Source organism: Nocardia sputorum, assembly GCF_027924405.1.
GTDB lineage: Bacteria > Actinomycetota > Actinomycetes > Mycobacteriales > Mycobacteriaceae > Nocardia > Nocardia sputorum.
On the sequence record NZ_AP026978.1, the window covers coordinates 5,070,462 to 5,092,816 of the forward strand.

The following is a 22,355-nucleotide window of genomic DNA, read 5'->3' on the forward strand; positions in this document are numbered from 1 at the left end:
ATTCCGCTACGCGAGGTCTTCGTCCGAACTCACCGCTGCCTTCGGCGCGGCGTCCACGTCGGCGATCCGGTACTTCGCCGCCGCTTCCACGGCCTTCGCGGGGTCGATCTTGCCCGTCCGGCCGAGACCGGCCAGCGCGGCGACCACGATGGACTGGGCGTCCACGTTGAACACCCGTCGCGCGGCCGGGCGGGTGTCGGAGAAACCGAAACCGTCCGTGCCGAGCGTCGTGAAATCGCCGGGCACCCACTTGCGCACCTGATCCGGCACCGCGCGCATCCAGTCGGTGGCGGCCACGTACGGGCCCTCGGCCCGCGACAGTGCCTCGGTGACGTACGGAAGGCCCGGATCCGCGCCCGGGTCGCGCAGCGCGGCGATCTCCTTGTCCAGCGCCTCCTTGCGAAGCTCGCCCCACGAGGTCACCGACCACACGTCCGCCTGCACGCCCCACTCCTGCGCCAGCAGCGCCTGCGCGCGCAAACCGTCCGGCACGGTGACGCCGGAGACCAGGATCTGGGCGCGCACCGCGCCCTCGCCCCCGCGCTTGTACAGGTAGATGCCCTTGAGCAGACCGGCGACGTCGAGGTCCTCCGGCTCGGCCGGCTGCGGGTACGGCTCGTTGTAGAGGGTGATGTAGTAAAAGATGTCCTCGCCGCCGAACTCGCCCGCGCTGCCGTGCGGATGGGTGCCGGGCAGCGGCGCGGAGCCCTGCGGCGCGGCGCCGCCGCCGTACATCCGGCGCAGGCCGTCGCGCACGATGTGGGCGATCTCGAACGCGAACGCCGGGTCGTAGGTCACCACGGCCGGGTTGGTCGAGGCGAGCAGCAGCGAATGCCCGTCGTTGTGCTGGAGACCCTCACCGGTCAGCGTGGTGCGCCCCGCGGTCGCCCCGAGCACGAAGCCACGGGCGAGCTGGTCGGCGGCCGCCCACAGTCCGTCGCCGGTGCGCTGGAAGCCGAACATCGAGTAGAAGATGTACAGCGGGATCATCGGCTCGCCGTGCGTGGCGTAGGAGGTGCCCGCCGCGGTGAACGACGCCGTCGACCCGGCCTCGTTGATGCCCTCGTGCAGGATCTGCCCGACGGCGCTCTCTTTGTAGGCAAGCATCAATTCCGCGTCGACGGATGTGTACAACTGTCCGTTGCGGTTGTAGATCTTCAACGAAGGGAACCACGAGTCCATGCCGAAGGTCCTGGCCTCGTCGGGGATGATCGGGACGATCCGCTTGCCGATCTCCTTGTCCCGCAGCAGCTCCTTCATCAGCCGCACCAGGGCCATCGTGGTGGCGACGTTCTGCTTGCCCGACCCCTTGCGCACCGAGCGGTAGGCCTCGTCGCCGGGCAGCTTCAGCGGCTTGGCCGCCGTGCGCCGCTCGGGCAGGAACCCGCCGAGCGCCTTGCGCCGGTCGAGCATGTACTGGACCTCACGGGCCTCCATACCGGGGTGGTAGTACGGCGGCAGGTACGGGTCCTTCTCCAGCTCGGCGTCGCTGATCGGGATGCGCTGCAGATCGCGGAAATCCTTGAGGTCCTGCAAGGTCAGCTTCTTCATCTGGTGCGTGGCGTTGCGGCCCTCGAAGTGCTTGCCGAGGGTGTAGCCCTTGATGGTCTTGGCCAGGATCACCGTGGGCTGACCCTTGTGCGCCATCGCGGCCGCGTAGGCGGCGTACACCTTCCGATAGTCGTGACCGCCGCGCTTGAGGTTCCAGATCTCCTGGTCGGACAGATCCTGCACCAGCGCTTTGGTCCGCGGATCGCGGCCGAAGAAGTGGTCGCGGACGTACGCGCCGTCGTTGGCCTTGTAGGTCTGGTAGTCACCGTCGGGGGTGCTGTTCATCAGGTTCACCAGCGCGCCGTCGCGGTCGGCGCCCAGCAGCGCGTCCCACTCCCGGCCCCAGATCACCTTGATGACGTTCCAGCCCGCGCCGCGGAAGAACGACTCCAGCTCCTGGATGATCTTGCCGTTGCCGCGCACCGGACCGTCCAGGCGCTGCAAGTTGCAGTTGACGACGAAGGTCAGGTTGTCCAGACCCTCCATCGCCGCGACGTGCGCGAGACCGCGCGACTCCGGTTCGTCCATCTCGCCGTCGCCGAGGAACGCCCATACGTGCTGGTCGGAGGTGTCCTTGATCCCCCGATCGTGCAGGTAGTGGTTGAACCGCGCCTGGTAGATGGCGTTCATCGGGCCCAGGCCCATGGACACCGTGGGGAACTCCCAGAAGTTGTTCAGCAGCCGCGGATGCGGATAGGACGGCAGCCCGTGGCCGGGACCGCCGTTGCTGTACTCCTGGCGGAACCCGTCGAGCTGATCGGTCGACAGCCTGCCTTCCAGGAACGCGCGGGCGTAGATGCCCGGCGAGGCGTGGCCCTGGATGAAGATCGAGTCGCCGCCGCCCGGGTGGTCCTTGCCACGGAAGAAGTGATTGAAGCCCACCTCGTAGAGCGCCGCCGAGGAAGCGTAGGTCGAGATGTGGCCGCCGACGCCGATGCCGGGGCGCTGGGCGCGATGCACCATGATCGCGGCGTTCCAGCGGATCCAGGCGCGGAAGCGCCGCTCCACCTCCTCGTCGCCGGGGAACCACGGCTCGTTCTCGGTGGGGATGGTGTTGACGTAGTCGGTGGAGGTCAAAGACGGGATGGCGACCCGACGTTCACCGGCCCGCTCCAGCAGACGGAGCATGAGGTAACGCGCACGGCCGGGGCCCTCCCGGTCGAGCATCTCATCGAACGACTCGAGCCATTCGCTGGTTTCCTCCGGGTCGATGTCCGGTAGGTAGGACGCCACCCCTTCGCGGATCACCCGCACCCGTCCGGCCGGCTGCGGCGCGGGCGACCCGTTCGGATCGCGGCTCGCGGCGGGCGCGGGAGCGGAGTTGGTACCGGCGGATTTCGCCGGTGCGGAAGAGTGGATCAGGTCGGTCAAATCTGCTCCTCGTACAGGGGTGGACATGCTGATGGCGTCGGTATCCCCGGGCGGGTTCGCTGGTTGGCGGACCGCCCGTTTACGAAAGGTTCGGGCGCACCATCCATCCTTGCCGATGACGCGTCCCAAATCATCATGTCAGCCGGAAATCCAGTACCGTTCGACAGGCAAGGTGAGCATTGAGCGTGGCAGCCCTGAGGAGCGGGAGGACGATGAAGCTGCTGAACCCACGCGGGTTCGGAATGGTGTGCGCCACCGGCGCCGTCGCTGTCGGACTGGTCGTCGCGGGGTGCGCCAACCGGGTGGACGGCGTGGCGGGTCCGAACGCGAGCGATCTGGCGGCGTACAAGACCGAGGCGGCGTCCTCGTCGGCGGCGGCGACCTCTTCCCGGCGCGCCGCGGCCCAGGCCAAGGCCGTCTCCGACAATTGCGGTCAGTTCCCCACCATCACCGGAGCGGGCGTAAGCAAGTACAACGAATTCGTCGACGCGCACGACTCGAACGCCCCGGACTACGTCGCCAAGCGCGACTCGGCGGCGCAGACCCTCGAGGACGCGGCGAACAAGGTGGAGAGCGGCGTGAACTCCGCCAAGGAGGCGCTCCCCGGGGACCTGGCCGGCTTGTTCACCGAATACGTGAACGCCGCCCGCGCGCTGGCCGCCGAGACGCGCAAGATGACCTACACCGCGCCGGTCGCGGCGCTCAACGACGCCAGCAAGCGGGTCAACGACGCGCGCAACGCCGTGCGCGACTCGTGTCCGAAACGCTGAGAAACCCCTTGACACACCATCGCAACGCGACATTCGGTAGCTATTTCGCCGGATCGGCTTGCGCTGAAGCCCATAACCATGTTCGCTTGCAACTACCTACTGTCGGGAGTTGAGGAGGACGCCACCGTGGTCGCCGCGGCGGACGCGCAGAACTACGCTCAGAAGCTTGGCATCTCACACGGCTTGGTTGTCCAGGAATTGGGCTGGGACGAGGACGTCGACGACGACCTGAGGGCCGACGTCGAGGAAGCGATCGGCGGTGAACTCGTCGACGAGGACTCCGACGAGGTGATCGACGTCGTGCTGCTGTGGTGGCGGGACGGGGACGGTGATCTGGTCGACGCCCTGATGGACGCCATCGGCCCGCTCGCCGACGACGGTTTCGTCTGGGTACTCACCCCCAAGACCGGACAGCCCGGCCACGTCGAGCCGAGCGAAATCGCCGAATCCGCACCGACCGCCGGTCTGACCCAGACCTCGGCGATCAGCCTCGGTTCGTGGACGGGTAGCAGGCTCGTGCAGCCCAAGGCGCCCTCGAAGCAGCGCTGAGCCACCGCGCTATGGTTTCCACCAGGGTGGTGTCGCACGCCCGCCCGGTGGAAACCCGACACGATGGAGGATTCGCTATGCCGCTCGAGGTTGGCACTGTCGCGCCGGATTTCACGCTGAAGGACCAGAACAACCAGGAAGTCTCGTTGTCGGACTACCGGGGCAAGAAGAACGTCCTGATCGTGTTCTACCCGCTCGCCTTCACCGGCATCTGCCAGGGCGAGCTGTGCAAGGTCCGCGACGAGCTGCCCAAGTTCCAGAACGACAACGCGGAGATCCTCGCGATCTCCGTAGGCCCGCCGCCCACGCACAAGATCTGGGCCGCCGAGCAGGGCTACACCTTCCCGCTGCTGTCGGACTTCTGGCCGCACGGCGCGGTGGCCCAGGCCTACGGCGTCTTCAACGAGAAGTCCGGCTACCCCAATCGCGGCACGTTCGTCGTCGACCGCGAGGGCTACATCCGCTTCGCCGAGATGAACGGCCCCGGAGAACCCCGTGACCAGGCGGCTTGGGAGAAAGCGCTCGCCGCGCTAGATTCATAAGCCGCCGGTAACGGCACGGGCGTATAGCTCAGCGGTAGAGCACTGGTTTTACACACCAGCGGTCGGGGGTTCGATCCCCTCTGCGCCCACCACGAGTAGGTGAGCCGTGCGTCGGCGGGGCGCCGGATCAGGGCCAGAGCGTCGAGCACCGGCCGGTGGGTGGGCGTTGTTCGACTCGAGGTCAGCCGCGCAGTCAGCTTGTCCACGTCGACGACCGTGCACTCCCGGAAGCCCAAGTGCGATCGATTCTGCGCCCGGTGGTACCGCATCGGCCTTCGTGTACTTGGTGACACGATCCTCAACGGCACAGCGAGAAACGGTGGCGCAATTCACTGTCCCAACCAATCCCGGCATCGTGGCATTATCTCGGGGTGTTCACGACTCTCTCCGGACGAGGTGCCCAGCTGGCGATCATCTGTCTCGGTTGGGTGGCTCCGGTGTTCGTATTCTGGCTCTTGGTCGCACTGCCGGAGTCCTTTTGGTTGGCTGGAACGCTGATTGCTGCATTGGTTGCCGGCGCCGTGACACTTACCGCGGCCGTGCACATTGTCAGACCCCCGGACTCGCCTGTAACAACAGACGACGAGCTGACCGATTGCGGGTTCGTGGTCGGAAGTGCCGCGTGGTTGCTCGGCGGGGCGCTGTGCCTTGTCCGCTACTTGTTGCTTCCGGATTCGTGCGGCGGTTCAGGCGGGCTTGGTTCGTTCGCGTGTTTACATCGAGCCGGGCCTGTACTCGAGGTGATGGGTGTGGCGTGCGCGCTTGCCGCGACGCCCGTGTTTGCGGTGCTTTTTCGCGTCGGGCGTCGTTCAGCGGCGGCCGCATGGCTGTCACCCGCGATCGTGGTCAGCTTCTACCTGCTCGCGGCATGGCTGTGGTCACCGCACACGGGCTTGGGTGTCCCGCACCGGATCGCTGGTTAGCTCCGCGCCCTGCGCCAACGGGGTCGATGCGACGCGACTACCAAATCCATAGCCTGTCTCCAGGCGGACAATGCCTCAGGGGAAGGGAGCGGCCGGGCCATCCAGCGCCCCAGCACCTAGACTTCAGCGGTCGGCCCTGGCACTGTCGCCCGGCTCTGTCCTAACGATTTTCCGGCTACAGGGTGATGGGATTGCCCTTCGCCAGCGGCCACTACCTGGCGCTGAGCCAGCCCATGCTTCCTCTCGGGACCCAGCCCTCGTGGGTGTTGTCCGAATCCATGAACAACTCCCAGTGGTGCACCCCGGGCAGCCTCGGCACATATCGCCCAGCGATCCAGATCACCAAGTCGTAGATCGTGGAGACGGCCGGGAACATCCAGCGCTGACCGTGCGGCAGTGCGTCGTCGCCGGCGTCCAGCGACGCACGATCAAGGACAACCTCCACCCAATCCGGCACGATCGGATACTTCCAAAGGCGGGCGACGACCCGGAACAGGCACGCCGGGCGGTGGCGTTTTCCGCGGCTCCTTCGGAGCACCTGTTGCCGTGCAGCCGGCTCTGTATCGTCGCGATATGCCCGCGTTGATCGCTCCGACGACACGTCTGCATACGGCCTGGCTGGAGGCGCACGACGAGTGGGGTCCGGGCCCGCACGAGGACGGTTTCGGACTGCGGCCGTACGACGAAGTGCGTTCGCCGACCGGTTTCGCCGCCTGGGTGGCCCGTCTGGCCGACGAATCGGGTCAGGCGTGGGCCGAGACCGGCCGGGCGCGGTGCACCTACCGATGGATCGTGGAGGACGACCGAGTGCTCGGCGGGATCGCTCTGCGGCACGGCTTCGACGATTTCGTGCGATGGGCCGGTCACATCGGCTACGGCATCCGGCCGTCCGCGCGCCGACGCGGCCTCGCCACCTGGGCGCTGAGCCGGATGCTCGGCGAGGCGGAGAAGCTGGGCATGGACCGGGTGCTGATCGTCTGCGCGGCCGACAACGCCCCCTCCGCGAAAACCATCGAGCGCCGAGGCGGCGTCCTCGAGCGGATCGTGGACACCCCGCTCGGTCCGGCACGGCGTTACTGGGTGTCCACCGGCGACCACGACCAGCGGCCCGCGCTGCGGCAGACGGGAAACCCAGCGGCGGACGTAAAATGATCGGCACGAGCCCACTCCTCGAGGAGGCTGCGATGCCCGACAGCCCGCGCTCGATCGCCGCAGTAGACAAAGCGCTCCCCCCGGGTACGGACGAGGAACGATTTTCCGGCTACGGGGTGATGGGATTGCCCTTCGCCAGCGGCCACTACCTGGCGCTGCGGCATTTCCCTGCCAGCTCGGTCGGTGCCGGGTACGACGCGGTGTGGCATCGCGACCCCGACGCCAGATGGGTGATCTACAGCAGCGTCTCCCCGGCGACCAGCTGTGCCCGCTATTTCGGATCAGCACTCGAAGACGCGCGGGTCGAGGACATATCGGTCGACTGGACGGGACCGTCCACATTCACGGTGCGGGTCGGCGACAAGATCGTGTGGGATCTCGAACTGGGCCGCTCGGCGGCGACGAAGGCGATGACGGGTATGGGCCGGATGATGCCTGCCGCCTTGTGGCGACGTCCCGCCGTTCTGTCGCTCGTGTCGCGGGTGGCGGGTCCGGCGCTCGGCGTCGGGCGGGTGCAGCTCAGCGGTACTTCCCCGAACGGTCAATGGTTCCTGGCCAATCCCCGGATGCTGTGGACGGTCGAGAACAGCACTGCCCGGATCGACGGAATCGACATCGGCCCTCCGGGACCACTCGCCGAACAAGCCACATTGGGTGAGTTCTGGCTGCCGCAACGCGGAATGTTCGCCGTGGGCGAGTCCTACTTCGAACGGTTCGATCCGACGCGCCATCGTCCGGCCCGCCCCGGCGTCTGAATGGCGGCACCGGTTTCCGAGCTTGTGCATCCCCAAGCGAACGGCGCACGAATAGCGCCGGACCCGGCCGATCAGCCCGACCGGCGGGCGGTAACCAACAGGTACTCCCACTCCATCCGCCCGTTGCCGCGGTCGTACCGGGCGGCGAGTTCGGCGAGTGCGTCGTCCAATTGCGCGATCCGGTCGGGCTCCCCGGCATTGGCCTTGTACACCGCGACCGTCGGTCCGTAGTAGGACTTGAAGAAGTCACGGAACTCCGCGCCGTCGGCGAAACGGTCGATGACCGCGTTCTCGCGGCGCAGTTCCAGATCGGCGACGCGATCGCCCAGCAACGACCGCACGTGTTCCTCGTCGCCCCACAGCGGCGGCGGCTGCGCGCCGGGCGGAGGCGGCGGAGCGAACGGTTTCATCGTGGCGAACATCTGCCCGATGAAGCCGTCGGGCGTCCAGTTGATCAGCCCGATCGTGCCGCCCGGTTTGGCCACACGCACCAATTCGTCCGCGGCCGCTTGGTGGAACGGTGCGAACATGACGCCCACACACGAGATGACGGCGTCGAATTCGGCGTCGGCGTAGGGCAACGCCTCGGCGTCGGCTTCCTGCCACCGCAACTCGACGCCCCGCGCGGCGGCGATTCGCCTGCCTGCCTCGAACAACTCCGGCGTCAGATCGCTCGCCACGACCTCCGCACCGGCCTCCGCGGCCGGTATCGCGGCATTGCCGGATCCGGCCGCGACATCCAGCACCCGCTGGCCACGACCGATGCGGGCGGCCTCGACCAGACGCCGACCGAGTTCCGGGATGACTTCGGTGGCGATGGACGAATAGTCGCCCAGTGCCCACATCGCGCGGTGCCGCCGCTTGAGATCCGCGGAGCCGGAATCGGTCATCTGAACGCTCCCTCTGCAGTCGGGCCGGTCGACGCTGCCGAGAGAGGAAACTCCTCCGCGCCGAACCACTCATCGAAACCGCAAGCCGACCAGGTGTTACCCGGCGAAATCCGCGACAAACGATGTCCGGGCGGCTGGCTCCGCACGGCACGCGGGTCTACCCCACAATCCGGCCGCGTGACCGGGCGGCGCGGCCGCGATCCCGGCGGATAAGCCGCCGCCGGAACTGGGCCAACGCCGTCTGCCCGAGTGTCCCGGCGAGGGACGGTCCTGCGGAGGGCCGGTCGGGAGCCAGACCGAGGATGCCGGTCAGATCACGCAGACATTCCTAGAAGACCGGTTCCAGGTCGGTGAAGGCGAAGTCCAGTTGGTGCAGAACTTCCATGCAGAGCAGCCCGAACGTCAGATCCAGCAGCACCCCCTCCGAACCGCTGCCCGGCTCGATGGCGTTCGGACTCCGGCTGCCGGTCCTAGCAGCGTTCATACTGACGCGCGTAGGGCTGCGACTCCGGTGGAACGTCGCGCCAGGATGGCTGGCAACCGCCGACGAAGACCGCGAAAACGGGGACGTTGCGGTCTCCGATCGTGTAGTCGACCACGGCACCGGGCTGCGCCAGGTAGGGAAGATGCCGATCGGCGAGTTGTGTTGCCTGCGAAGCGGTGAGTTGCTTTCCGACAGGAGGGTATATCGCGACGTCCAGGGTGCGGCCTGCTTTGCCGGGCGGTTCGTATACGGAAATCTCGACGAAGAACGGGGTGGGTTGATCGGTCAGAAACCACTCCCACATCTCGAGTTCACCATTGGACGGGAAGCGGGGTCGGCCGTGCGGGATGGGGGGGTCCGTGTTGAGCCACCCGGGTTCCAGTCTCGAGTGATTGTTGAGCCCGCTCTCCTCATGAACGGTGGACACCGTCCAGTAATTCGATGCCAATTCGGGGAAGTCCTGGATGATTCGGCGCATCGCCGCTGTGGCACGGTGGGGTTCCGCCTCGGAGCCCGCTCCTACGCTGATGGCGTTGCTCATCTTGTCTACGTCAAAGCCGCGTGACCTCCAGCCCACCTGTGTGCCGGGGGCCGAGACTCTCACCCAGGTGTGTGCCGAGTTCGCTTCCCTGCTCACGTCCCGACCGAACCGCCAATCCGCAGAATAAGAACCCGTCATCCGGTCGATGTCGACCTCGGTGTAGTCCCCTTGGTAGCGCGGCGGAAGCTGCTGGGTGCCCATGGCACGCACCACGGACGCGGCCTCGTCCGGTGTGGCGTCATCCTCCAGGCGTACGAAGAGTCGGGATGCGTACGTGCGGGACTTGCCCTCGTAATCGAACCAATGTGACGCATCGACCACCCCGGGAAGAGCCGCGATGGCAGTTTCGATCACGCGTGACCAGCTGTCACGCTCGGTCTGGTCGGGTCCTCGTGTCGGAAGAGTACATCCTGTCAGCAGGACTGCCGCCATCATCAATATGGCGGTCGGGGTGGTTGAGCGCATAACGTTTCATTCTGGCGTCCAGAGGGGCGCCAGGCGCTGCTAGCGGATTTCGGTCATGACGTTGGTCGGATCCGTGGGTCGGACCGTATCGAGCGCCCGCCAGACGGTGATCTATCGCAGCGCGGGTGCTGGGAGGTCGACTGTGCGGGCCTCCGAGCGGATCTTCCGTATCTGGATGAGCTTCTTGTTCGCTGTGTAGAGCCTGATCCGGAGGTCGTCGACCTCGCCGAGCCAGCCGCGTTCGGTGACTTCGCGCAGCCCGTCGTTGAGGTTGACGACGATCGCCAGCCGCCGCGTAACGAAAGTCGATCAGGACCAGGGCGCTGTCGTCAGTAGCGGTGCGCGGTTACTGTCGTGATATGCCGAGCGAGTCAGCGCCGCCCGTCCCGTCCTTCCACGAAAACGCGATTCCGGACGCTTCGCGCACCACCGGCGACGATCCGATGGCCGCGCTGGTCGGCATCCTCGATCTGCAAGCAGCGCTGCCGGGCATTCGGCGTATGCGGGCTTGGGGGCACGAAGTTCTGCACGTCCAGCCGGGCGAGCGCGCACTGGATATCGGAGCGGGCACGGGTACCGAGGTGATCGAGCTGGCCGGCCGGGTCGGCCCCGATGGCGACGCGGTCGGCGTCGACCCGAACCCCGCGATGATCGCCATCGCTCGTGGGCGCGCGGAGAGCGCGGACTGCCGGGCCCGCTTCGTCGAAGGCACCGCCTATCAGTTGCCCTTCCCGGACGATTACTTCGACGCCGTGCGCTGCGAGCGGGTCTACCAGCACCTCGACGACCCGGCGGCCGCCACCGCCGAGATCACCCGAGTCCTGCGACCGGGCGGTCGCGTGCTGCTCATCGACAGCGACTGGCACACCGTGATCACCCACCCCGGCGACCCCGAGGTGGTCGCCCGCTTGACGAAGGCGATGCTCGCGACCACCCCCAACCCCGCATCGGGCCGCCGCCTCCGGGGCCTGCTCACCGCGGCGGGCTTCGTCATCGACGACATGGGATCGGAAGCGGTGATCTGGAACCCGGAGACCGCCCGTCCCCTGTTCATGCAGATGATCGCGTCCGCGACCACCGGCGGAGCGATCACCGAGGTGGAAGGGCGCGACCTCCTCGCCATCATGGAGGCGGGGATCGAGAAAGGCGACTACCACCTCTCGGTGACGATGTTCGCGGTGCTCGGCCACTTGGGTGGGTGAGCCTCCGGCTCTCACCGTTGCTGCTTGGCATCCGGCTTGATTCGCCCGACCTCCCAGCACCCGCCACGCCGCCGTCTTACGCGGACATTCCCCCACGCGACAAGCACGAGCCGCTGCATGGTCATCTGCGCCTCGCCCACCCCCATCACGTAGTCGGGCGGGTCATGCGGAAACCCATCGGCCACAACGCTGATCCATGTCGCTGCGCTCCATTCGCACTCGCCGGGTGATCTCGTCTACGCTGCGCCCCTCCGGCACCCGCACCGGCCACAACCACAACCCCACGCCGACCAGCGCGGCAAGTAGGGCGCGCGACCGCCAGCCACTGCCATCCGGTCACGGCAATCTACGGGTGATCCATGACGGCTGTCCGTGGCCACCGCGAAATTCCCGCGTACGGCCAGTTGCGATTCCCCGCAGGCGGCCAGTTGTCGCCGCTGCACACTGCCAGCATCCCGCCGAACATCGGATGTTGCCGACGAGGTGTGGCACGCAACTCCGGGCTACGGCTGTAGCCCTAGGTGTGCGCGGGGCGGTTCGCGGCTACCGTACGGACGGTCAGAATCGCGTGAAGCCGGTGAGCGCTCGCCGTACCGTCACCTCGCCGACAGGTCCAGCACGCAGCCCGTCGAGCACCTCGTCGGACATCTCGCCGTAGGTCTCGAACGACTGAATACTGCAGTGCTCCATCACATCCTGGATGTAGGGATCGGACAACTTCCAGTGTGCGAGCACTGCCTCCGAGTCGCGATAGAGCTGAAAACTGTGTGCAAGCCCGCGGTCTTCGTCGAGAAAGACCTGCACCAACAGCTGCGGGCCATGCTCTGCGACGAACGCCACCGCCCGCTGTACGGCCACCTTGAACTGTTCGAGATGACCGTCGGTAATCCGCATGGTGTTGTGGAACAAAATGCTCATTCCTCGAGAATGAAACCTCGATCATGGTTGAGGTCAAGTCGAACCGGCACGACGTTTCATACGACATGCTGCACGCGCTCCGGAACCGACCGCCCTCCGGGATGCGTGACGACGTTCGAGCTCTGTGCGACCGAGTCGGCGTCGCCGCGCACTGAGTGGATCCACGCTCTCCACTCGACGGGACACGTGACCCACTGTCCGTGCGGCCTTTGCCCTCTCAGAACAGATGGCACTGGTCCGGCGGAAGAATACGCGCCACGCACAGGCCGACGATGCCGAAGAACAGGACGCTCGCGATGGCCCCTCGGACGGCGTCGACGATGCCCGGGGGCACTTCCACCACCGCGATCGGTTCGGCGGTGATCTCGGCGGCTGCCGCCGCGGGGACGGCTGTCGCGGCCGTCAGGGCAATCGTCGCGGCGGCGATGATGCGCATACCGGCATGCTTCATGGTCGACTCCTCGCACTCGGCCCCGACCGTATGACGACCCTACGTCTGTCGGCGGATCCCGGGCAGCCGCCAATTCCATTGGCTGCCGGAGCCGCGAGCCCCTACCCCACGTCGCGGCGCAGCCAGGTGACCTCGGCTCCGGATTCCGTTCCGTAGCGGTAGATCTCGAGGTCCTCGTCCCAGGCCGTGCCCAAGGCGCGGTCGATTTCGGCGGCCAGGTCGTAGGCGGAGTACTTGCCGAGTTCGCGGGTCGCTTGGAGCATGGCGCGCAGGCGCATCTCGCCGATCATGACGTCACCGTTGGCGCTCGTGGAGCCGTGCCACAGACCGAGACCGGGGACGAAGCTGTAGCGCTCGCCGTCCACGCCGTCGCTGGGATCCTCGGTCACCTCGAAGCGCAGAACCGGCCAGGAGCGCAACGATTGAGCGATCTTCGAGGCGGTGCCGACCGGACCGATCCACTCACTGGTGGCGCGCAGTTGACCGTCGGCCGGTTGGGCGGTCCAGCGCAGTTTCGCCGGGGCGCCCAGGGCCGAGGTGAGTGCCCACTCGACATGCGGGCACAGCGCGGCAGGCGACGAGTGGATGTAGACCACACCCGCCGTCGCGTCCGCGAACTGACTCGATGCGCGCACCACCAACACCTCCAGCTTCGACGAGGACCGTCTTCCCCAACGATTCGTCGAACTGGCGTTGCCTGAGTGTACTGGAGTGCCCGAAGTTACACGTGTTACTTCACGACCGTGTTGCGCGCGGCTGTCGCCTCCGCGATCACGGCATCGCTCAGCGGTGGCCAGGCCGCCCGCGCCCAGTCGCCGAAATTCTCGTCGCTCAAGGCGAGACACGCCAACCCCGTTCTCGGGTCAACCCATAAAAATGTCCCGGATTGGCCGAAATGTCCATAGGTTTGTGGCGAATTCGTGCCACCGGTCCAGTGCGGCGACTTGCCGTCGCGGATCTCGAAGCCCAGTCCCCAGTCGTTGGGGCGCTGCGAACCGAAGCCGGGCAGCACGCCGTTCAGACCCGGGAACTGTACGCAGGTGGCCTCGGCGTGCGTCTGCGCCGAGATCAACTCGGGGTTCAGCAATTCGGCGGCGAAGCGGGCGAGATCCGCGGCGGTGGACCGGGCCGCGTGCCCCGCCGGGCCGGCCAGCACCGAAGCGGTCATGCCAAGCGGCTCGAACACCGCGTCGCGCAGGTACTCGTCGAACGCGATCCCGGTCTGCGCGGTGAGGAATTCGGCGAGCACTTCGAAACCCGCGCTGGAGTAGATCCGCCGGGCCCCGGGCGAAGCCTGGACCTCGGTGGTGTCGAACGCGAGCCCGGACGCGTGCGCCAGCAGATGACGCACCGTGGCGCCGGGCGGGCCCGCGGGCTGATCCAGTTCGACCGCGCCCTCCTCCACGGCGACGAGCACGGCGTACGCGACGAGAGGCTTGGTCACCGACGCGAGCGGGAACACCCGCTCGGCATCCCCTTCGCTCGCGATGTCGCCGTCGGCGGTGACCACCGCGGCCGCCGCGTGCCGGACCGGCCATTCCCGAATCTGCTCGAGTGAACGCACCCCCCGAGCCTACGAGAACCGGGTGGCTACGATCGACTCGCCATGAGTGAAAAGCCCACTGTTCACGGCGACGTAGCATCCGGTTTCGAACCGGTCGCCGACGCCTTCCGCCGCAACTTCGAGCAGCACGGCGAGATCGGCGCCGCCGTCGCGGTCTACGCCGGGGACCGCCCCGTGGTGGATCTGTGGGCCGGCTTCCGCGATCGCAGGCGCACGCTGCCGTGGGAACAGGACACGATCGTGCCGGTGTTCTCCTCGACCAAAGGCATGGCGGCGTTCACCGTGGCCACGGCGGTAGCCAAGGGTCTGCTCGACTACGAGCAGCCGGTGGCGAAGTACTGGCCGGAGTTCGCCGCCCACGGCAAGGACGCGATCACCGTGCGCCAGCTGATCGACCACCAGGCCGGGCTGTCCGGCCTCGGCGAGATCGTCCGCCTGTCCCAGATCGCCGACCTGGACGGCCTCGCAACCATTCTCGCCGCACAGAAACCGGTCTGGCGGCCCGGCACCAGACACGGCTATCACGCGATCACCCTCGGTCTGTACCAGGGCGAACTGCTGCGCCGGGTCGATCCGGATCGCCGCACGCTCGGCCGGATCTTCGCCGAGGACATCGCCGCGCCGCTCGGCGTGGACTTCTTCATCGGCCTGCCCGCCGAGCAGAGCATGGACCGGGTCGCCGCGATGTCGGCCACCCGCGGCCTGGACGTCGTGCGCTACGAGCGTGATCTGCCGCTGCGGATCGGTGCGGAGATCTACGCCAAACGTGGGTTGTCCTATGCGGCGCTGACCAACCCGCGTTGCGGGGCACCGGCACGGGCGGCCCGGCGCGAGTTCCTCGAAGTGGAGCTGCCTGCGTCCAACGGAGTGGGCAACGCCCGCGCGCTGGCCAAGGTCTACGGCGCGGCCGCCGGGCGCACCGGCGCGCTCCCGATCGACGACGCACTGCTGGACCGGCTCGCCGCGGCCGAGACCGCCGACGACGTCCCCGCCGAAGACCTGGTGCTGCACACCAAGAGCCGCTATCACCTCGGCTTCCGCAAATCGCGCGGAACCTTCCGCTTCGGCTCCGACAAGCGCGCCTACGGCACCACGGGACTCGGCGGCTCGTTCGGATTCGCCGATCCGGCAACGGGTCTGGGCTTCGGTTACACGATGAACCGGCTGGGTTTGGCCGTTCTCGACGACGTCCGCAGCCGAAATCTGCGGTCCGCCCTGCTGCGCTGCCGGATCTGAGCACCGAGCTTCGCGGCCCGCATAGCTCGGCGGCCGGGCCACTGTTGACGTACTGTTGGGTTTATGCAACGGTTTGTTGTATGAGTCCCGTGAGACGTGGGAAAAATCTTCCCATCTATAACCGTATCGGGGTGTTACGTGCCGAGCGGAGAATGAGCCGGGCCCAGCTTGCCGAGGTGATCGAGGTGAATCCGCAGACGGTGGGTGCGCTGGAACGGGGCGATCACTATCCGAGTCTCGATCTGGCGCTGCGGATCTGCGATGTGTTCGGGCTGCCGGTCGAGGCGGTGTTCTCGCGGGAGGAATTCGCGCCGCTGTCCACGGCGGTCTACCGGAACGACAAAGGGGATGTTCGATGACGCGCCCGAATCTGCTGGAGCGCTACCAAGCTCGCCGGACACGCCGGTTCGTGTTGTTCGCCGAACGCGGGGCCCACCTGTTGCCGCGGTGGCGGACGCGTCGCCGCCGCCGACTGCTGGTGGTGGCCCTCGCGACGATATTCCTGGCCCTTGCGGTCGTCGCGGTGCTGATCGCGTGCGGTCTGGAGCGGGGACCGCTGCTGTGGGCGCCGGCCTGCCTGGTGTTCTTCCCGCTGTGGATATCGCTCCAGATCGTCTCGGGACGCCACGCCGACGCGCCCGTCGGCGCCCTGGACGAATGGGAACTCGAGCAGCGTAACGCAGCTCGCTCGGTGGGGCTCACCCTCACACAGACGCTGGCGATGATTCCAGCGATCTGGCTGATCGTCGTCGGCGGATTCACCGACCTCGACAATATCCAAACGGCCTACGCCGGCGGGCTGATGCTGCTGACCGCGCTGCTCGTCGGCGGCTGTACCCCGACGATGATCCTGGCCTGGACCCGGCCCGACACGGAACCGGAGGACGAGTGATGAGCCTGCTCGCCGGAGACCTGATGCTGCTGCTTCTCGACGAACGCACTGGGCACTCGATGGCCGACAGCACACGTACACCGAGGGTTCTCGCCGGAGCGGTGCTGCTAGACCTGATCGACGCCGGAGCGATCCGGCTGGCAGGGCCGTGCGACGAGGCGAAACCGGGCCGAATCGTGGTGAGCGCGAACAGGAGTGCCGATCCGATACTGGGCGACGCGCTCGCCAGGATCGAGGCGGCGGGTCCGATCAAAGCCCGGGCCGCGATCGAGAAACTGTCGAAGAGGTTGCAACCGAAGGTGCTGCACCGGCTGGCGGACGAGGGGCTGGTGCGCGTCGAACGCCACCGGGCCTTGGGCGTCTTTCCCCGGACCGCCTGGGTGCCGCGCGGATACCGCAAGGAGCTCCGGGACCGGCTGACACCTCCGTTCGCACACCCTGACGTCCCTGTCGAGCCTCGCGCCGCCGCCTTGATCTCACTGCTGTCGGCGGCTGACGCGGCACCGAAGGTCTTCCCCGACCGCGACCGCCGAGTTGTGAGGCAGCGCGCCAAGGAGATCGCCGCCGGGGACTGGGCAGCGAAGGCGGCCAGGGAAGCGGTGCAAGCGGTCGAAGCGGCGCTCACCGCCGCCGTCGTGTTGAGTGCCGCGGCAACGGGCTCCGCGTAGGTCGCAAAGCAACAGGATGTGCGATTCCCGCTCGGCGAGCCGGTCGGCGTACGACTTGATCGCACGGATCGCCACCGACTCGGCGAGCGGGATCAGAGCTGAGCTGTCCCCCGCGACGGCGAACGCCGCATCCGAGCGGCCGTCCTGGATGGGCCGGGATTACCAGTCGGCTTCGGTGTACTTGATGATCCCGCGGATGTTCTTGCCGTCCAGCATGTCCTGGTAACCCTGGTTGATCTCCTCCAGGGAGTAGCTGCGAGTGACCATGTCGTCCAGGTTCAGCTGACCGGACTTGTACAGCGACAGCAGGCGCGGCGCGTCCTGGCGGGCGTTGCCGCCGCCGAAGATGCAGCCCTTCACCGTCTTCTGCAGCATGGACAGCAGGAAGCTGTTCAGCTTGACGTCGTTCTCGTCCATCCGGCCCATCGAGGTGACCACCAGGGTGCCCGCCTTCGAGGTGAGGATCAGGCCCTCCTCGATGTACTCGCCGTGCATCTCGCCCATGGTCAGGATGACCTTCTCGGCCATCCGGCCCTCGGTGGCCTCCATCAGCGGCATGATCGCGGCGGCCATGCTCTCGTAGGTGTGCGTGGCGCCGAACTTCTGCGCCTGCTCGCGCTTCCACGGGTTCGGATCGATGGCCACCACTTTCGAGGCGCCGGACAGCACCGCGCCCTGCAACGCGCTCATGCCGACGCCGCCGATGCCAGCGATCACCACGGTCTCGCCCGGGGCCACCTGGGCCACGTGGGTGGAGGAGCCGAAGCCGGTGGGGACGCCGCAGCCGACCAGGCAGGCCACCTCGAACGGAATGCTCGGATCGATCTTCACCACGGAGGTGTGGTGCACCGTCATGTACGGCGCGAAGGTGCCCAGCAGGCACATCGGGATGACGTTCTCGCCGCGGGCCTGGATGCGGTAGGTGCCGTCGCTGATCGCCTGGCCCATCAGCAGGCCCGCGCCCAGGTCGCACAGCGCCATGTGTCCTGCCACGCAGGCCGGACAGCGGCCGCAGGCGGGGATGAACGACAGGATCACGTGGTCGCCGACCTGTAGGTCGGCCGGACAGTTCGGGCCGAGCTTGGTGATGACGCCCGCGCCCTCGTGCCCGCCCATGACGGGGAAGGACGGCATCGGGGTCGCGCCGGTCACGATGTGGTGGTCGGAGTGGCACATGCCGGCGGTCTCCATCCGGATCTGCACCTCGCCCGCGACCGGGTCACCGACCTCGATCTCCTCCACCGACCACGGCTGGTCGATCCCCCACAGGATCGCGCCCTTCGTCTTCATTCCTGTCGACCCTCTCGCATGCACGTGCTTATATGTGACTGCACCCACAGTACGAGAAAAATGTAACGCGTTCTAGTGCCGGTCGGAAAATTCGTCGGCAGAGCGTGACCTTCCCGGCGAACGCGTTACAGTTCCGCGATGCGTTTTACCCGCGCACGTCGTGCACGTGGTGCACCAGATCGTGCAGGATGTACCGGGCGAACGACGCCACGGTGAACTCCGCTCCGTCACTGCGCGCACCGCGCAGACCGCGCCGCTCGGGCGGCACCGACTCGAAGGACCGCGCGGCCCGCTCCGCGGCCTCGGCGAACTCCTCGGCCACCCGGGCCGGATCCTGCTCGTTGTAGCGGTCGGCTTCGGCGGTCGCGTCCTGATCCCAGTTCTGGAAGCGCGGCGGCTCGCCCTCGGCGTCACCGGCCAGCATCAGGCCGAGGCGAGTGTCGGACATACGGCAGACGTCGCGCACGTGCGCGCCGTATTCCAGAGCCGACCACGTCGATTGGTCCGGCCGCACGCGCACGCCGGGGCGGTCGAGCACCGCGGCGAAACGGACGGCCGTCTCGCGGATCAGCGCGGGCACGGCCTCGTAGGCGGTCGCGGCGGCGTCGAAACCGCATTCGGGACAGGGGCGGCTCAGCACCCAGGTCCAGTCCTTGACATCGGGAACGATCGGCATGCGCTCAACCTAGGCGCGGCCGGGCGACGCCTTCCACCGATATTCGGTCAACTATCGGGCACATCCCGACAGTCACTCCATCAGCCGCTGCGCCCGCTCGAAGAGCTCCAGTGTGATCGCGTGCAGGAAATCGCCGACCTGCTTGGGGGCCTTGCCCGCGAACGCGCGGGCGTGCGTGCCCTCCAGCACGATGCCGAGCTTGAAGCAGGCCAGCACGGTGTACCAGGACATCGCGCTCAGGTCGCGATCGGAGAACTGCCCGTAGTGCGCGATCATCTCCTCGGCCGTCGGCAGCCCGCCGACCGCGCCGAGCTTGCCCACCAGCGCGGCGCCGGTGGTGCCGGGCTCCGGACGGGTGGCGATCTGCCAGCCCAGGTCCAGCAACGGGTCGCCGATGGTGGACATCTCCCAGTCGACCATCGCCGCGACCTGCGGGCCGTCGAAGGAGAACATCATGTTCGCCAGATGGCAGTCGCCATGCAGGATGCCCGGCGTCCACTGGGCGGGGCGGTTGCGGTCCAGCCACTCACCCACCGCCGCCACACCGGGGATCTCCGGGCCGGGGTAGCCCTCGTTGGACGAATACGACTCCAGTTCACCCAGCCAGCGCGGCACCTGGCGCTCCAGGAAACCTTCCGGCTTGCCGTAGTCGGCCAAGCCGAGCGCCTGGTAGTCCAGTGCGCCGAGCCGCGCGATGGCCTCGACCGCGGACAGGCCCATCTGCCTGCGAATCTCCGGATCGCCCGCGTGCGGTTCGGGCAGTTCGTTCTGCGGATTGAACCCGTGGATCGGCTCCATCAGATAGAAGACCGCGCCGAGTACCGACTCGTCGGTGCAGGCGGCGATCACCCGGGGCGCGCGGACCTCGGTGCCGCCCAGCGCGCCGAGCAGCCGCGCCTCCCGCCGGATCACGTCGTTGCTCTTGGCGCGCAGATGCTTCGGGCCGCGGCGCAGCACGTACGTCCGGCCGCCGCGCGTGAAGCGGAGCATGATGTTCTGCGTTCCGCCGCCCAGCGCGATCACGTCCTCGAACTCGCCCCCGGACAGACCCTGCTCATCCATCCACTTTCCGACGACGGCGAAGTCGACGACCGCGGGATCCACATCGACCGGTTGCGCAACAGACATGCCCCACATTGTGCACCACCCGCCGAACCGAACTGAAGGCAGACGACAACAGTTAGCTCCGACCGGCGCGGCGTAGGGTTTCGGGCACCATGCACACGCTGTTGATCGACAACTACGACTCGTTCACCTATAACCTGTACCAGCTGATCAGCGAGGTGAACGGCGTCGAGCCGACGGTCGTGCGCAACGACGAGGCGCGCACGGTCGCCGAACTCGGTCTGGAACGCTTCGACAGCATCGTCGTCTCGCCGGGGCCCGGAGGGCCGTCGGTGGCGCGCGACATGGGCATCTCCGCGGCGGTGATCCGCGAGACCGATCTGCCGTTGCTCGGGGTGTGCCTGGGCCATCAGGGCATCGTGGTCGCGGCGGGCGGCATGGTCGCCGAGGCGCCTGCCGCCAGGCACGGGTATCTGGATCGCATCGAGCACGACGACCGGGACCTGTTCGCCGGAATTCCGCAGGGCTTCACGGCGGTGCGCTACCACTCGCTGTGCGCGCTGCGGCCGCTGCCGGACGCCCTGGAGGTCACCGCGCAGGCCGGCGACGGCGTCGTGATGGGCGTGCGGCATCGCACCCGCCCGCAGTGGGGCGTGCAATTCCATCCGGAATCGATCGCCAGTGAGTACGGAGCGGCTCTGCTGCGCAACTTCGCGAAACTCGTCGCCGCGCACCGAAGTGCGCCCGCGTCACCGATACCGAGGCCCTCGATCGCCCTCGGTCGTGCGGCGGAGCCGGTGGCCGAGGGAGCCCCGCTTCCCGCCGCGGCCGCGACCGCGCCGCTCGCGGCCGAGCAGTTCCCCGCCGCGGCGGTGGAACTCGAGCGTCCGGCCGGTCGGGCGTCGTCTCGCGCACGCACCGGTCCGGCCCGACTCGGCTCGCTCGTGCCGCGGACCTTCCGGCTCCAGCGAGCCGTCCTGGAGCGGCCGATCGACACCGAGCGCGCGTTCGTGCAGTTGTACGGCAACTCCCCGACGGCGTTCTGGCTGGACAGCGAGCATGTCGAACCCGGTGCCGACCGGTTCTCCTTCCTGGGCGACGCGAGCGGTCCCCTGGCCGAGGTGCTGCGCTACCGGGTGGGCGACGGCGAGGTGACCGTGGAGACGTCGGACGGGCATCGGCGTACCGCACCCGGCGGCATCCTCGATTTCCTGGCCGCCGAGTTGCGCGCGCGCCGGCTCGAACTGCCCGATCTTCCCTTCGATTTCGCCGGTGGCTACGTCGGGTATCTCGGCTACGAGGTCAAGGCCGACTGCGGCGGTGACGCGGTCCATCGCGCCCCGACTCCCGACGCCCAGTGGATCTTCGCCGACCGGATGGTGGTGGTCGACCATGTCGGCGGGCGCACGCACCTGCTGGCGTTGAGCGACGACGGGGAGACCGCCCGAGCCGCCGCCGACTGGCTGCGCGACACCCGCGAAACCCTGGACGCCCTGCCGACGTGGACGAACCCGCCGCCGCTCGAGCTGCCGCCGGACGGCGACGCCGTCGCGCCGCTGCTCACCCGGGGCCGGGAGCGCTATCTCGCCGACATCGCGGTCTGCCAGGAGCGCCTGCACGCCGGGGAGTCCTACGAGATCAACCTGACCGACAGCGCCACCATCCCCGCCGCCGCTGCCGACGGCCTGGACTTCTATCGCACTCTGCGCCGGTGCAATCCCGCCCCGTACGCCGCCTACCTGCGCTTCGACGACCTGGACATCGCCTGCTCGTCGCCGGAGCGCTTCCTGAAGGTCGATCGCCGCCGCATCGTGGAGAGCAAGCCGATCAAGGGGACCGCGCCGCGCGGCGCGACGCCGGAAGACGACGAGCGCCTGCGCCAGGAGCTGGCCGACAGCCCGAAGACCAGGGCGGAGAACCTGATGATCGTCGATCTGCTGCGCAACGATCTCGGCCGCGTCTGCGAGATCGGCAGTGTGTACGTCCCGAAGCTGATGGTCACCGAGCAGTACGCGACCGTGCATCAACTGGTGTCGACGGTGCGCGGGAGGCTGCGGCCGGAGGTCGGCGTGGTCGATTGCCTGCGCGCCTGTTTTCCCGGCGGCTCGATGACCGGCGCGCCCAAGTTGCGCACGATGGAGATCATCGATGCGCTGGAAACCGAAGCGCGCGGTGTGTACTCGGGCACGATCGGTTTTCTCGGGCTCGGCGGCACCGCGGACTTGAACATCGTGATCCGCACCGCCGTCCGCTACGGCGGACGCTGGCGGATCGGGGCGGGCGGGGCCATCGTGCTCGATTCGGACCCGGCCGACGAGTATCACGAGGTCCTGCTCAAGGCGGCCGCCACGTTGCGCGCGGCCGCCGACCACGCGCACCGCTGAACGCGCACGCCGTCCC

At 67.8% G+C, this 22,355-nt stretch carries 24 protein-coding genes and 1 tRNA gene; 13 read left to right on the forward strand and 12 right to left on the reverse strand.

What is annotated here, in order from left to right:
* Positions 1–6: 6 nt before the first annotated feature.
* Complete coding sequence (gene aceE, locus QMG86_RS22910; protein ID WP_491565751.1) at positions 7–2,949, reverse strand: pyruvate dehydrogenase (acetyl-transferring), homodimeric type; 2,943 nt, start codon at positions 2,947–2,949, stop codon at positions 7–9.
* 185 nt (positions 2,950–3,134) lie between these two features.
* Between aceE and QMG86_RS22915 the strand changes: the two genes are divergently transcribed.
* The 5 genes from QMG86_RS22915 to QMG86_RS22935 all read left to right on the forward strand — a co-directional run bounded on the left by QMG86_RS22915 (position 3,135) and on the right by QMG86_RS22935 (position 5,706).
* Positions 3,135–3,692, forward strand: coding sequence for an Rv2240c family protein (locus QMG86_RS22915; RefSeq protein ID WP_281874735.1), 558 nt, complete (start codon positions 3,135–3,137; stop codon positions 3,690–3,692).
* Positions 3,693–3,818: 126 nt separating this feature from the next.
* The gene (locus QMG86_RS22920) at positions 3,819–4,241 is read left to right on the forward strand and encodes a DUF3052 domain-containing protein (protein WP_159840357.1); all 423 of its coding nucleotides are present in this window, start codon (positions 3,819–3,821) and stop codon (positions 4,239–4,241) included.
* A gap of 77 nt (positions 4,242–4,318) precedes the next feature.
* Positions 4,319–4,783, forward strand: a complete 465-nt coding sequence (locus QMG86_RS22925) for a peroxiredoxin (RefSeq protein ID WP_067800944.1) — start codon at positions 4,319–4,321, stop codon at positions 4,781–4,783.
* 17 nt (positions 4,784–4,800) lie between these two features.
* Positions 4,801–4,875, forward strand: a tRNA-Val gene (locus QMG86_RS22930).
* A 279-nt stretch (positions 4,876–5,154) separates the two neighbouring features.
* Positions 5,155–5,706 (forward strand): hypothetical protein, encoded by a 552-nt coding sequence (locus tag QMG86_RS22935; RefSeq protein WP_281874736.1) that lies wholly within the window; start codon positions 5,155–5,157, stop codon positions 5,704–5,706.
* Between the two features lie 211 nt (positions 5,707–5,917).
* Here QMG86_RS22935 and QMG86_RS22940 read toward each other — a convergent pair whose 3' ends face one another.
* Entirely contained in the window at positions 5,918–6,163 is a 246-nt protein-coding gene (locus tag QMG86_RS22940) for a hypothetical protein (RefSeq protein ID WP_281874737.1), read from the reverse strand.
* A 116-nt stretch (positions 6,164–6,279) separates the two neighbouring features.
* Between QMG86_RS22940 and QMG86_RS22945 the strand changes: the two genes are divergently transcribed.
* Both QMG86_RS22945 and QMG86_RS22950 read left to right on the forward strand, forming a co-directional pair.
* On the forward strand, positions 6,280–6,858 hold the full coding sequence (locus tag QMG86_RS22945; protein WP_281874738.1) for a GNAT family N-acetyltransferase: 579 nt from the start codon (positions 6,280–6,282) through the stop codon (positions 6,856–6,858).
* Between the two features lie 32 nt (positions 6,859–6,890).
* The gene (locus QMG86_RS22950; protein ID WP_281874739.1) at positions 6,891–7,613 is read left to right on the forward strand and encodes a hypothetical protein; all 723 of its coding nucleotides are present in this window, start codon (positions 6,891–6,893) and stop codon (positions 7,611–7,613) included.
* Between the two features lie 71 nt (positions 7,614–7,684).
* On the opposite strand, the gene QMG86_RS22955 is transcribed toward QMG86_RS22950, so the two are convergent.
* The 3 genes from QMG86_RS22955 to QMG86_RS22965 form a co-directional block, all read right to left on the reverse strand.
* On the reverse strand, positions 7,685–8,503 hold the full coding sequence (locus QMG86_RS22955; RefSeq protein WP_281874740.1) for a class I SAM-dependent methyltransferase: 819 nt from the start codon (positions 8,501–8,503) through the stop codon (positions 7,685–7,687).
* A gap of 328 nt (positions 8,504–8,831) precedes the next feature.
* Entirely contained in the window at positions 8,832–8,987 is a 156-nt protein-coding gene (locus tag QMG86_RS22960; RefSeq protein ID WP_281874742.1) for a hypothetical protein, read from the reverse strand.
* Positions 8,974–9,993, reverse strand: a complete 1,020-nt coding sequence (locus tag QMG86_RS22965; RefSeq protein WP_281874743.1) for a hypothetical protein — start codon at positions 9,991–9,993, stop codon at positions 8,974–8,976. The genes QMG86_RS22960 and QMG86_RS22965 overlap by 14 nt, the downstream gene beginning before the upstream one ends.
* Positions 9,994–10,352: 359 nt before the next feature.
* Here QMG86_RS22965 and QMG86_RS22970 point away from each other — a divergent pair, with 359 nt between their 5' ends.
* Complete coding sequence (locus tag QMG86_RS22970) at positions 10,353–11,195, forward strand: methyltransferase domain-containing protein (protein ID WP_281874744.1); 843 nt, start codon at positions 10,353–10,355, stop codon at positions 11,193–11,195.
* Positions 11,196–11,753: 558 nt separating this feature from the next.
* On the opposite strand, the gene QMG86_RS22975 is transcribed toward QMG86_RS22970, so the two are convergent.
* The 4 genes from QMG86_RS22975 to QMG86_RS22990 form a co-directional block, all read right to left on the reverse strand.
* Complete coding sequence (locus QMG86_RS22975; RefSeq protein ID WP_281874745.1) at positions 11,754–12,104, reverse strand: hypothetical protein; 351 nt, start codon at positions 12,102–12,104, stop codon at positions 11,754–11,756.
* 226 nt (positions 12,105–12,330) lie between these two features.
* Positions 12,331–12,549, reverse strand: a complete 219-nt coding sequence (locus tag QMG86_RS22980) for a hypothetical protein (RefSeq protein ID WP_281874746.1) — start codon at positions 12,547–12,549, stop codon at positions 12,331–12,333.
* A gap of 116 nt (positions 12,550–12,665) precedes the next feature.
* Positions 12,666–13,199, reverse strand: a complete 534-nt coding sequence (locus QMG86_RS22985; RefSeq protein ID WP_039796858.1) for a DUF3145 domain-containing protein — start codon at positions 13,197–13,199, stop codon at positions 12,666–12,668.
* Positions 13,200–13,294: 95 nt separating this feature from the next.
* On the reverse strand, positions 13,295–14,128 hold the full coding sequence (locus QMG86_RS22990; protein WP_281874747.1) for a serine hydrolase domain-containing protein: 834 nt from the start codon (positions 14,126–14,128) through the stop codon (positions 13,295–13,297).
* 42 nt (positions 14,129–14,170) lie between these two features.
* Between QMG86_RS22990 and QMG86_RS22995 the strand changes: the two genes are divergently transcribed.
* The 4 genes from QMG86_RS22995 (at position 14,171) to QMG86_RS23010 (ending at position 16,924) form a co-directional block, all read left to right on the forward strand.
* Positions 14,171–15,364, forward strand: a complete 1,194-nt coding sequence (locus QMG86_RS22995) for a serine hydrolase domain-containing protein (RefSeq protein WP_281874748.1) — start codon at positions 14,171–14,173, stop codon at positions 15,362–15,364.
* Between the two features lie 80 nt (positions 15,365–15,444).
* Complete coding sequence (locus tag QMG86_RS23000; RefSeq protein WP_281874750.1) at positions 15,445–15,723, forward strand: helix-turn-helix transcriptional regulator; 279 nt, start codon at positions 15,445–15,447, stop codon at positions 15,721–15,723.
* A complete protein-coding gene (locus QMG86_RS23005) occupies positions 15,720–16,256 on the forward strand; it encodes a hypothetical protein (protein ID WP_281874751.1) in 537 nt (178 codons plus the stop codon). Before QMG86_RS23000 ends, QMG86_RS23005 begins: the two co-directional genes overlap by 4 nt.
* Positions 16,256–16,924 (forward strand): GOLPH3/VPS74 family protein, encoded by a 669-nt coding sequence (locus tag QMG86_RS23010; RefSeq protein WP_281874752.1) that lies wholly within the window; start codon positions 16,256–16,258, stop codon positions 16,922–16,924. The genes QMG86_RS23005 and QMG86_RS23010 overlap by 1 nt, the downstream gene beginning before the upstream one ends.
* Before the next feature lie 159 nt (positions 16,925–17,083).
* On the opposite strand, the gene QMG86_RS23015 is transcribed toward QMG86_RS23010, so the two are convergent.
* From QMG86_RS23015 to QMG86_RS23025, 3 genes are all read right to left on the reverse strand, one after another.
* The gene (locus tag QMG86_RS23015) at positions 17,084–18,214 is read right to left on the reverse strand and encodes an NDMA-dependent alcohol dehydrogenase (protein WP_067800980.1); all 1,131 of its coding nucleotides are present in this window, start codon (positions 18,212–18,214) and stop codon (positions 17,084–17,086) included.
* A 145-nt stretch (positions 18,215–18,359) separates the two neighbouring features.
* Positions 18,360–18,890, reverse strand: coding sequence for a DinB family protein (locus tag QMG86_RS23020; RefSeq protein WP_281874753.1), 531 nt, complete (start codon positions 18,888–18,890; stop codon positions 18,360–18,362).
* 72 nt (positions 18,891–18,962) lie between these two features.
* On the reverse strand, positions 18,963–20,018 hold the full coding sequence (locus tag QMG86_RS23025) for a phosphotransferase family protein (RefSeq protein WP_434085504.1): 1,056 nt from the start codon (positions 20,016–20,018) through the stop codon (positions 18,963–18,965).
* Between the two features lie 89 nt (positions 20,019–20,107).
* On the opposite strand from QMG86_RS23025, the gene pabB reads away from it, so the two are divergent.
* Positions 20,108–22,339 carry an aminodeoxychorismate synthase component I gene (pabB, locus tag QMG86_RS23030; RefSeq protein ID WP_281874755.1) on the forward strand — a complete coding sequence of 744 codons (2,232 nt, stop codon included), beginning with the start codon at positions 20,108–20,110 and terminating at the stop codon, positions 22,337–22,339.
* The last annotated feature ends 16 nt before the right edge of the window (positions 22,340–22,355 follow it).

What these genes read in the sequence shown, in the direction of transcription:
- QMG86_RS22970 (WP_281874744.1), top strand. Translation starts at nt 10,353, where the DNA reads ATGCCGAGCGAGTCAGCGCCGCCCGTCCCGTCCTTCCACGAAAACGCG.
- QMG86_RS22925 (WP_067800944.1), top strand. Translation starts at nt 4,319, where the DNA reads ATGCCGCTCGAGGTTGGCACTGTCGCGCCGGATTTCACGCTGAAGGAC.
- QMG86_RS23000 (WP_281874750.1), top strand. Translation starts at nt 15,445, where the DNA reads ATGAGTCCCGTGAGACGTGGGAAAAATCTTCCCATCTATAACCGTATC.
- QMG86_RS22950 (WP_281874739.1), top strand. Translation starts at nt 6,891, where the DNA reads ATGCCCGACAGCCCGCGCTCGATCGCCGCAGTAGACAAAGCGCTCCCC.
- QMG86_RS22945 (WP_281874738.1), top strand. Translation starts at nt 6,280, where the DNA reads ATGCCCGCGTTGATCGCTCCGACGACACGTCTGCATACGGCCTGGCTG.
- pabB (WP_281874755.1), top strand. Translation starts at nt 20,108, where the DNA reads ATGCACACGCTGTTGATCGACAACTACGACTCGTTCACCTATAACCTG.
- QMG86_RS22995 (WP_281874748.1), top strand. Translation starts at nt 14,171, where the DNA reads ATGAGTGAAAAGCCCACTGTTCACGGCGACGTAGCATCCGGTTTCGAA.
- QMG86_RS23005 (WP_281874751.1), top strand. Translation starts at nt 15,720, where the DNA reads ATGACGCGCCCGAATCTGCTGGAGCGCTACCAAGCTCGCCGGACACGC.
- QMG86_RS22960 (WP_281874742.1), bottom strand. Translation starts at nt 8,987, where the DNA reads ATGAACGCTGCTAGGACCGGCAGCCGGAGTCCGAACGCCATCGAGCCG.
- QMG86_RS23015 (WP_067800980.1), bottom strand. Translation starts at nt 18,214, where the DNA reads ATGAAGACGAAGGGCGCGATCCTGTGGGGGATCGACCAGCCGTGGTCG.
- QMG86_RS23010 (WP_281874752.1), top strand. Translation starts at nt 16,256, where the DNA reads ATGAGCCTGCTCGCCGGAGACCTGATGCTGCTGCTTCTCGACGAACGC.
- QMG86_RS22915 (WP_281874735.1), top strand. Translation starts at nt 3,135, where the DNA reads ATGAAGCTGCTGAACCCACGCGGGTTCGGAATGGTGTGCGCCACCGGC.
- QMG86_RS22980 (WP_281874746.1), bottom strand. Translation starts at nt 12,549, where the DNA reads ATGCGCATCATCGCCGCCGCGACGATTGCCCTGACGGCCGCGACAGCC.
- QMG86_RS22965 (WP_281874743.1), bottom strand. Translation starts at nt 9,993, where the DNA reads ATGCGCTCAACCACCCCGACCGCCATATTGATGATGGCGGCAGTCCTG.
- QMG86_RS23020 (WP_281874753.1), bottom strand. Translation starts at nt 18,890, where the DNA reads ATGCCGATCGTTCCCGATGTCAAGGACTGGACCTGGGTGCTGAGCCGC.
- QMG86_RS23025 (WP_434085504.1), bottom strand. Translation starts at nt 20,018, where the DNA reads ATGTCTGTTGCGCAACCGGTCGATGTGGATCCCGCGGTCGTCGACTTC.
- aceE (WP_491565751.1), bottom strand. Translation starts at nt 2,949, where the DNA reads ATGTCCACCCCTGTACGAGGAGCAGATTTGACCGACCTGATCCACTCT.
- QMG86_RS22955 (WP_281874740.1), bottom strand. Translation starts at nt 8,503, where the DNA reads ATGACCGATTCCGGCTCCGCGGATCTCAAGCGGCGGCACCGCGCGATG.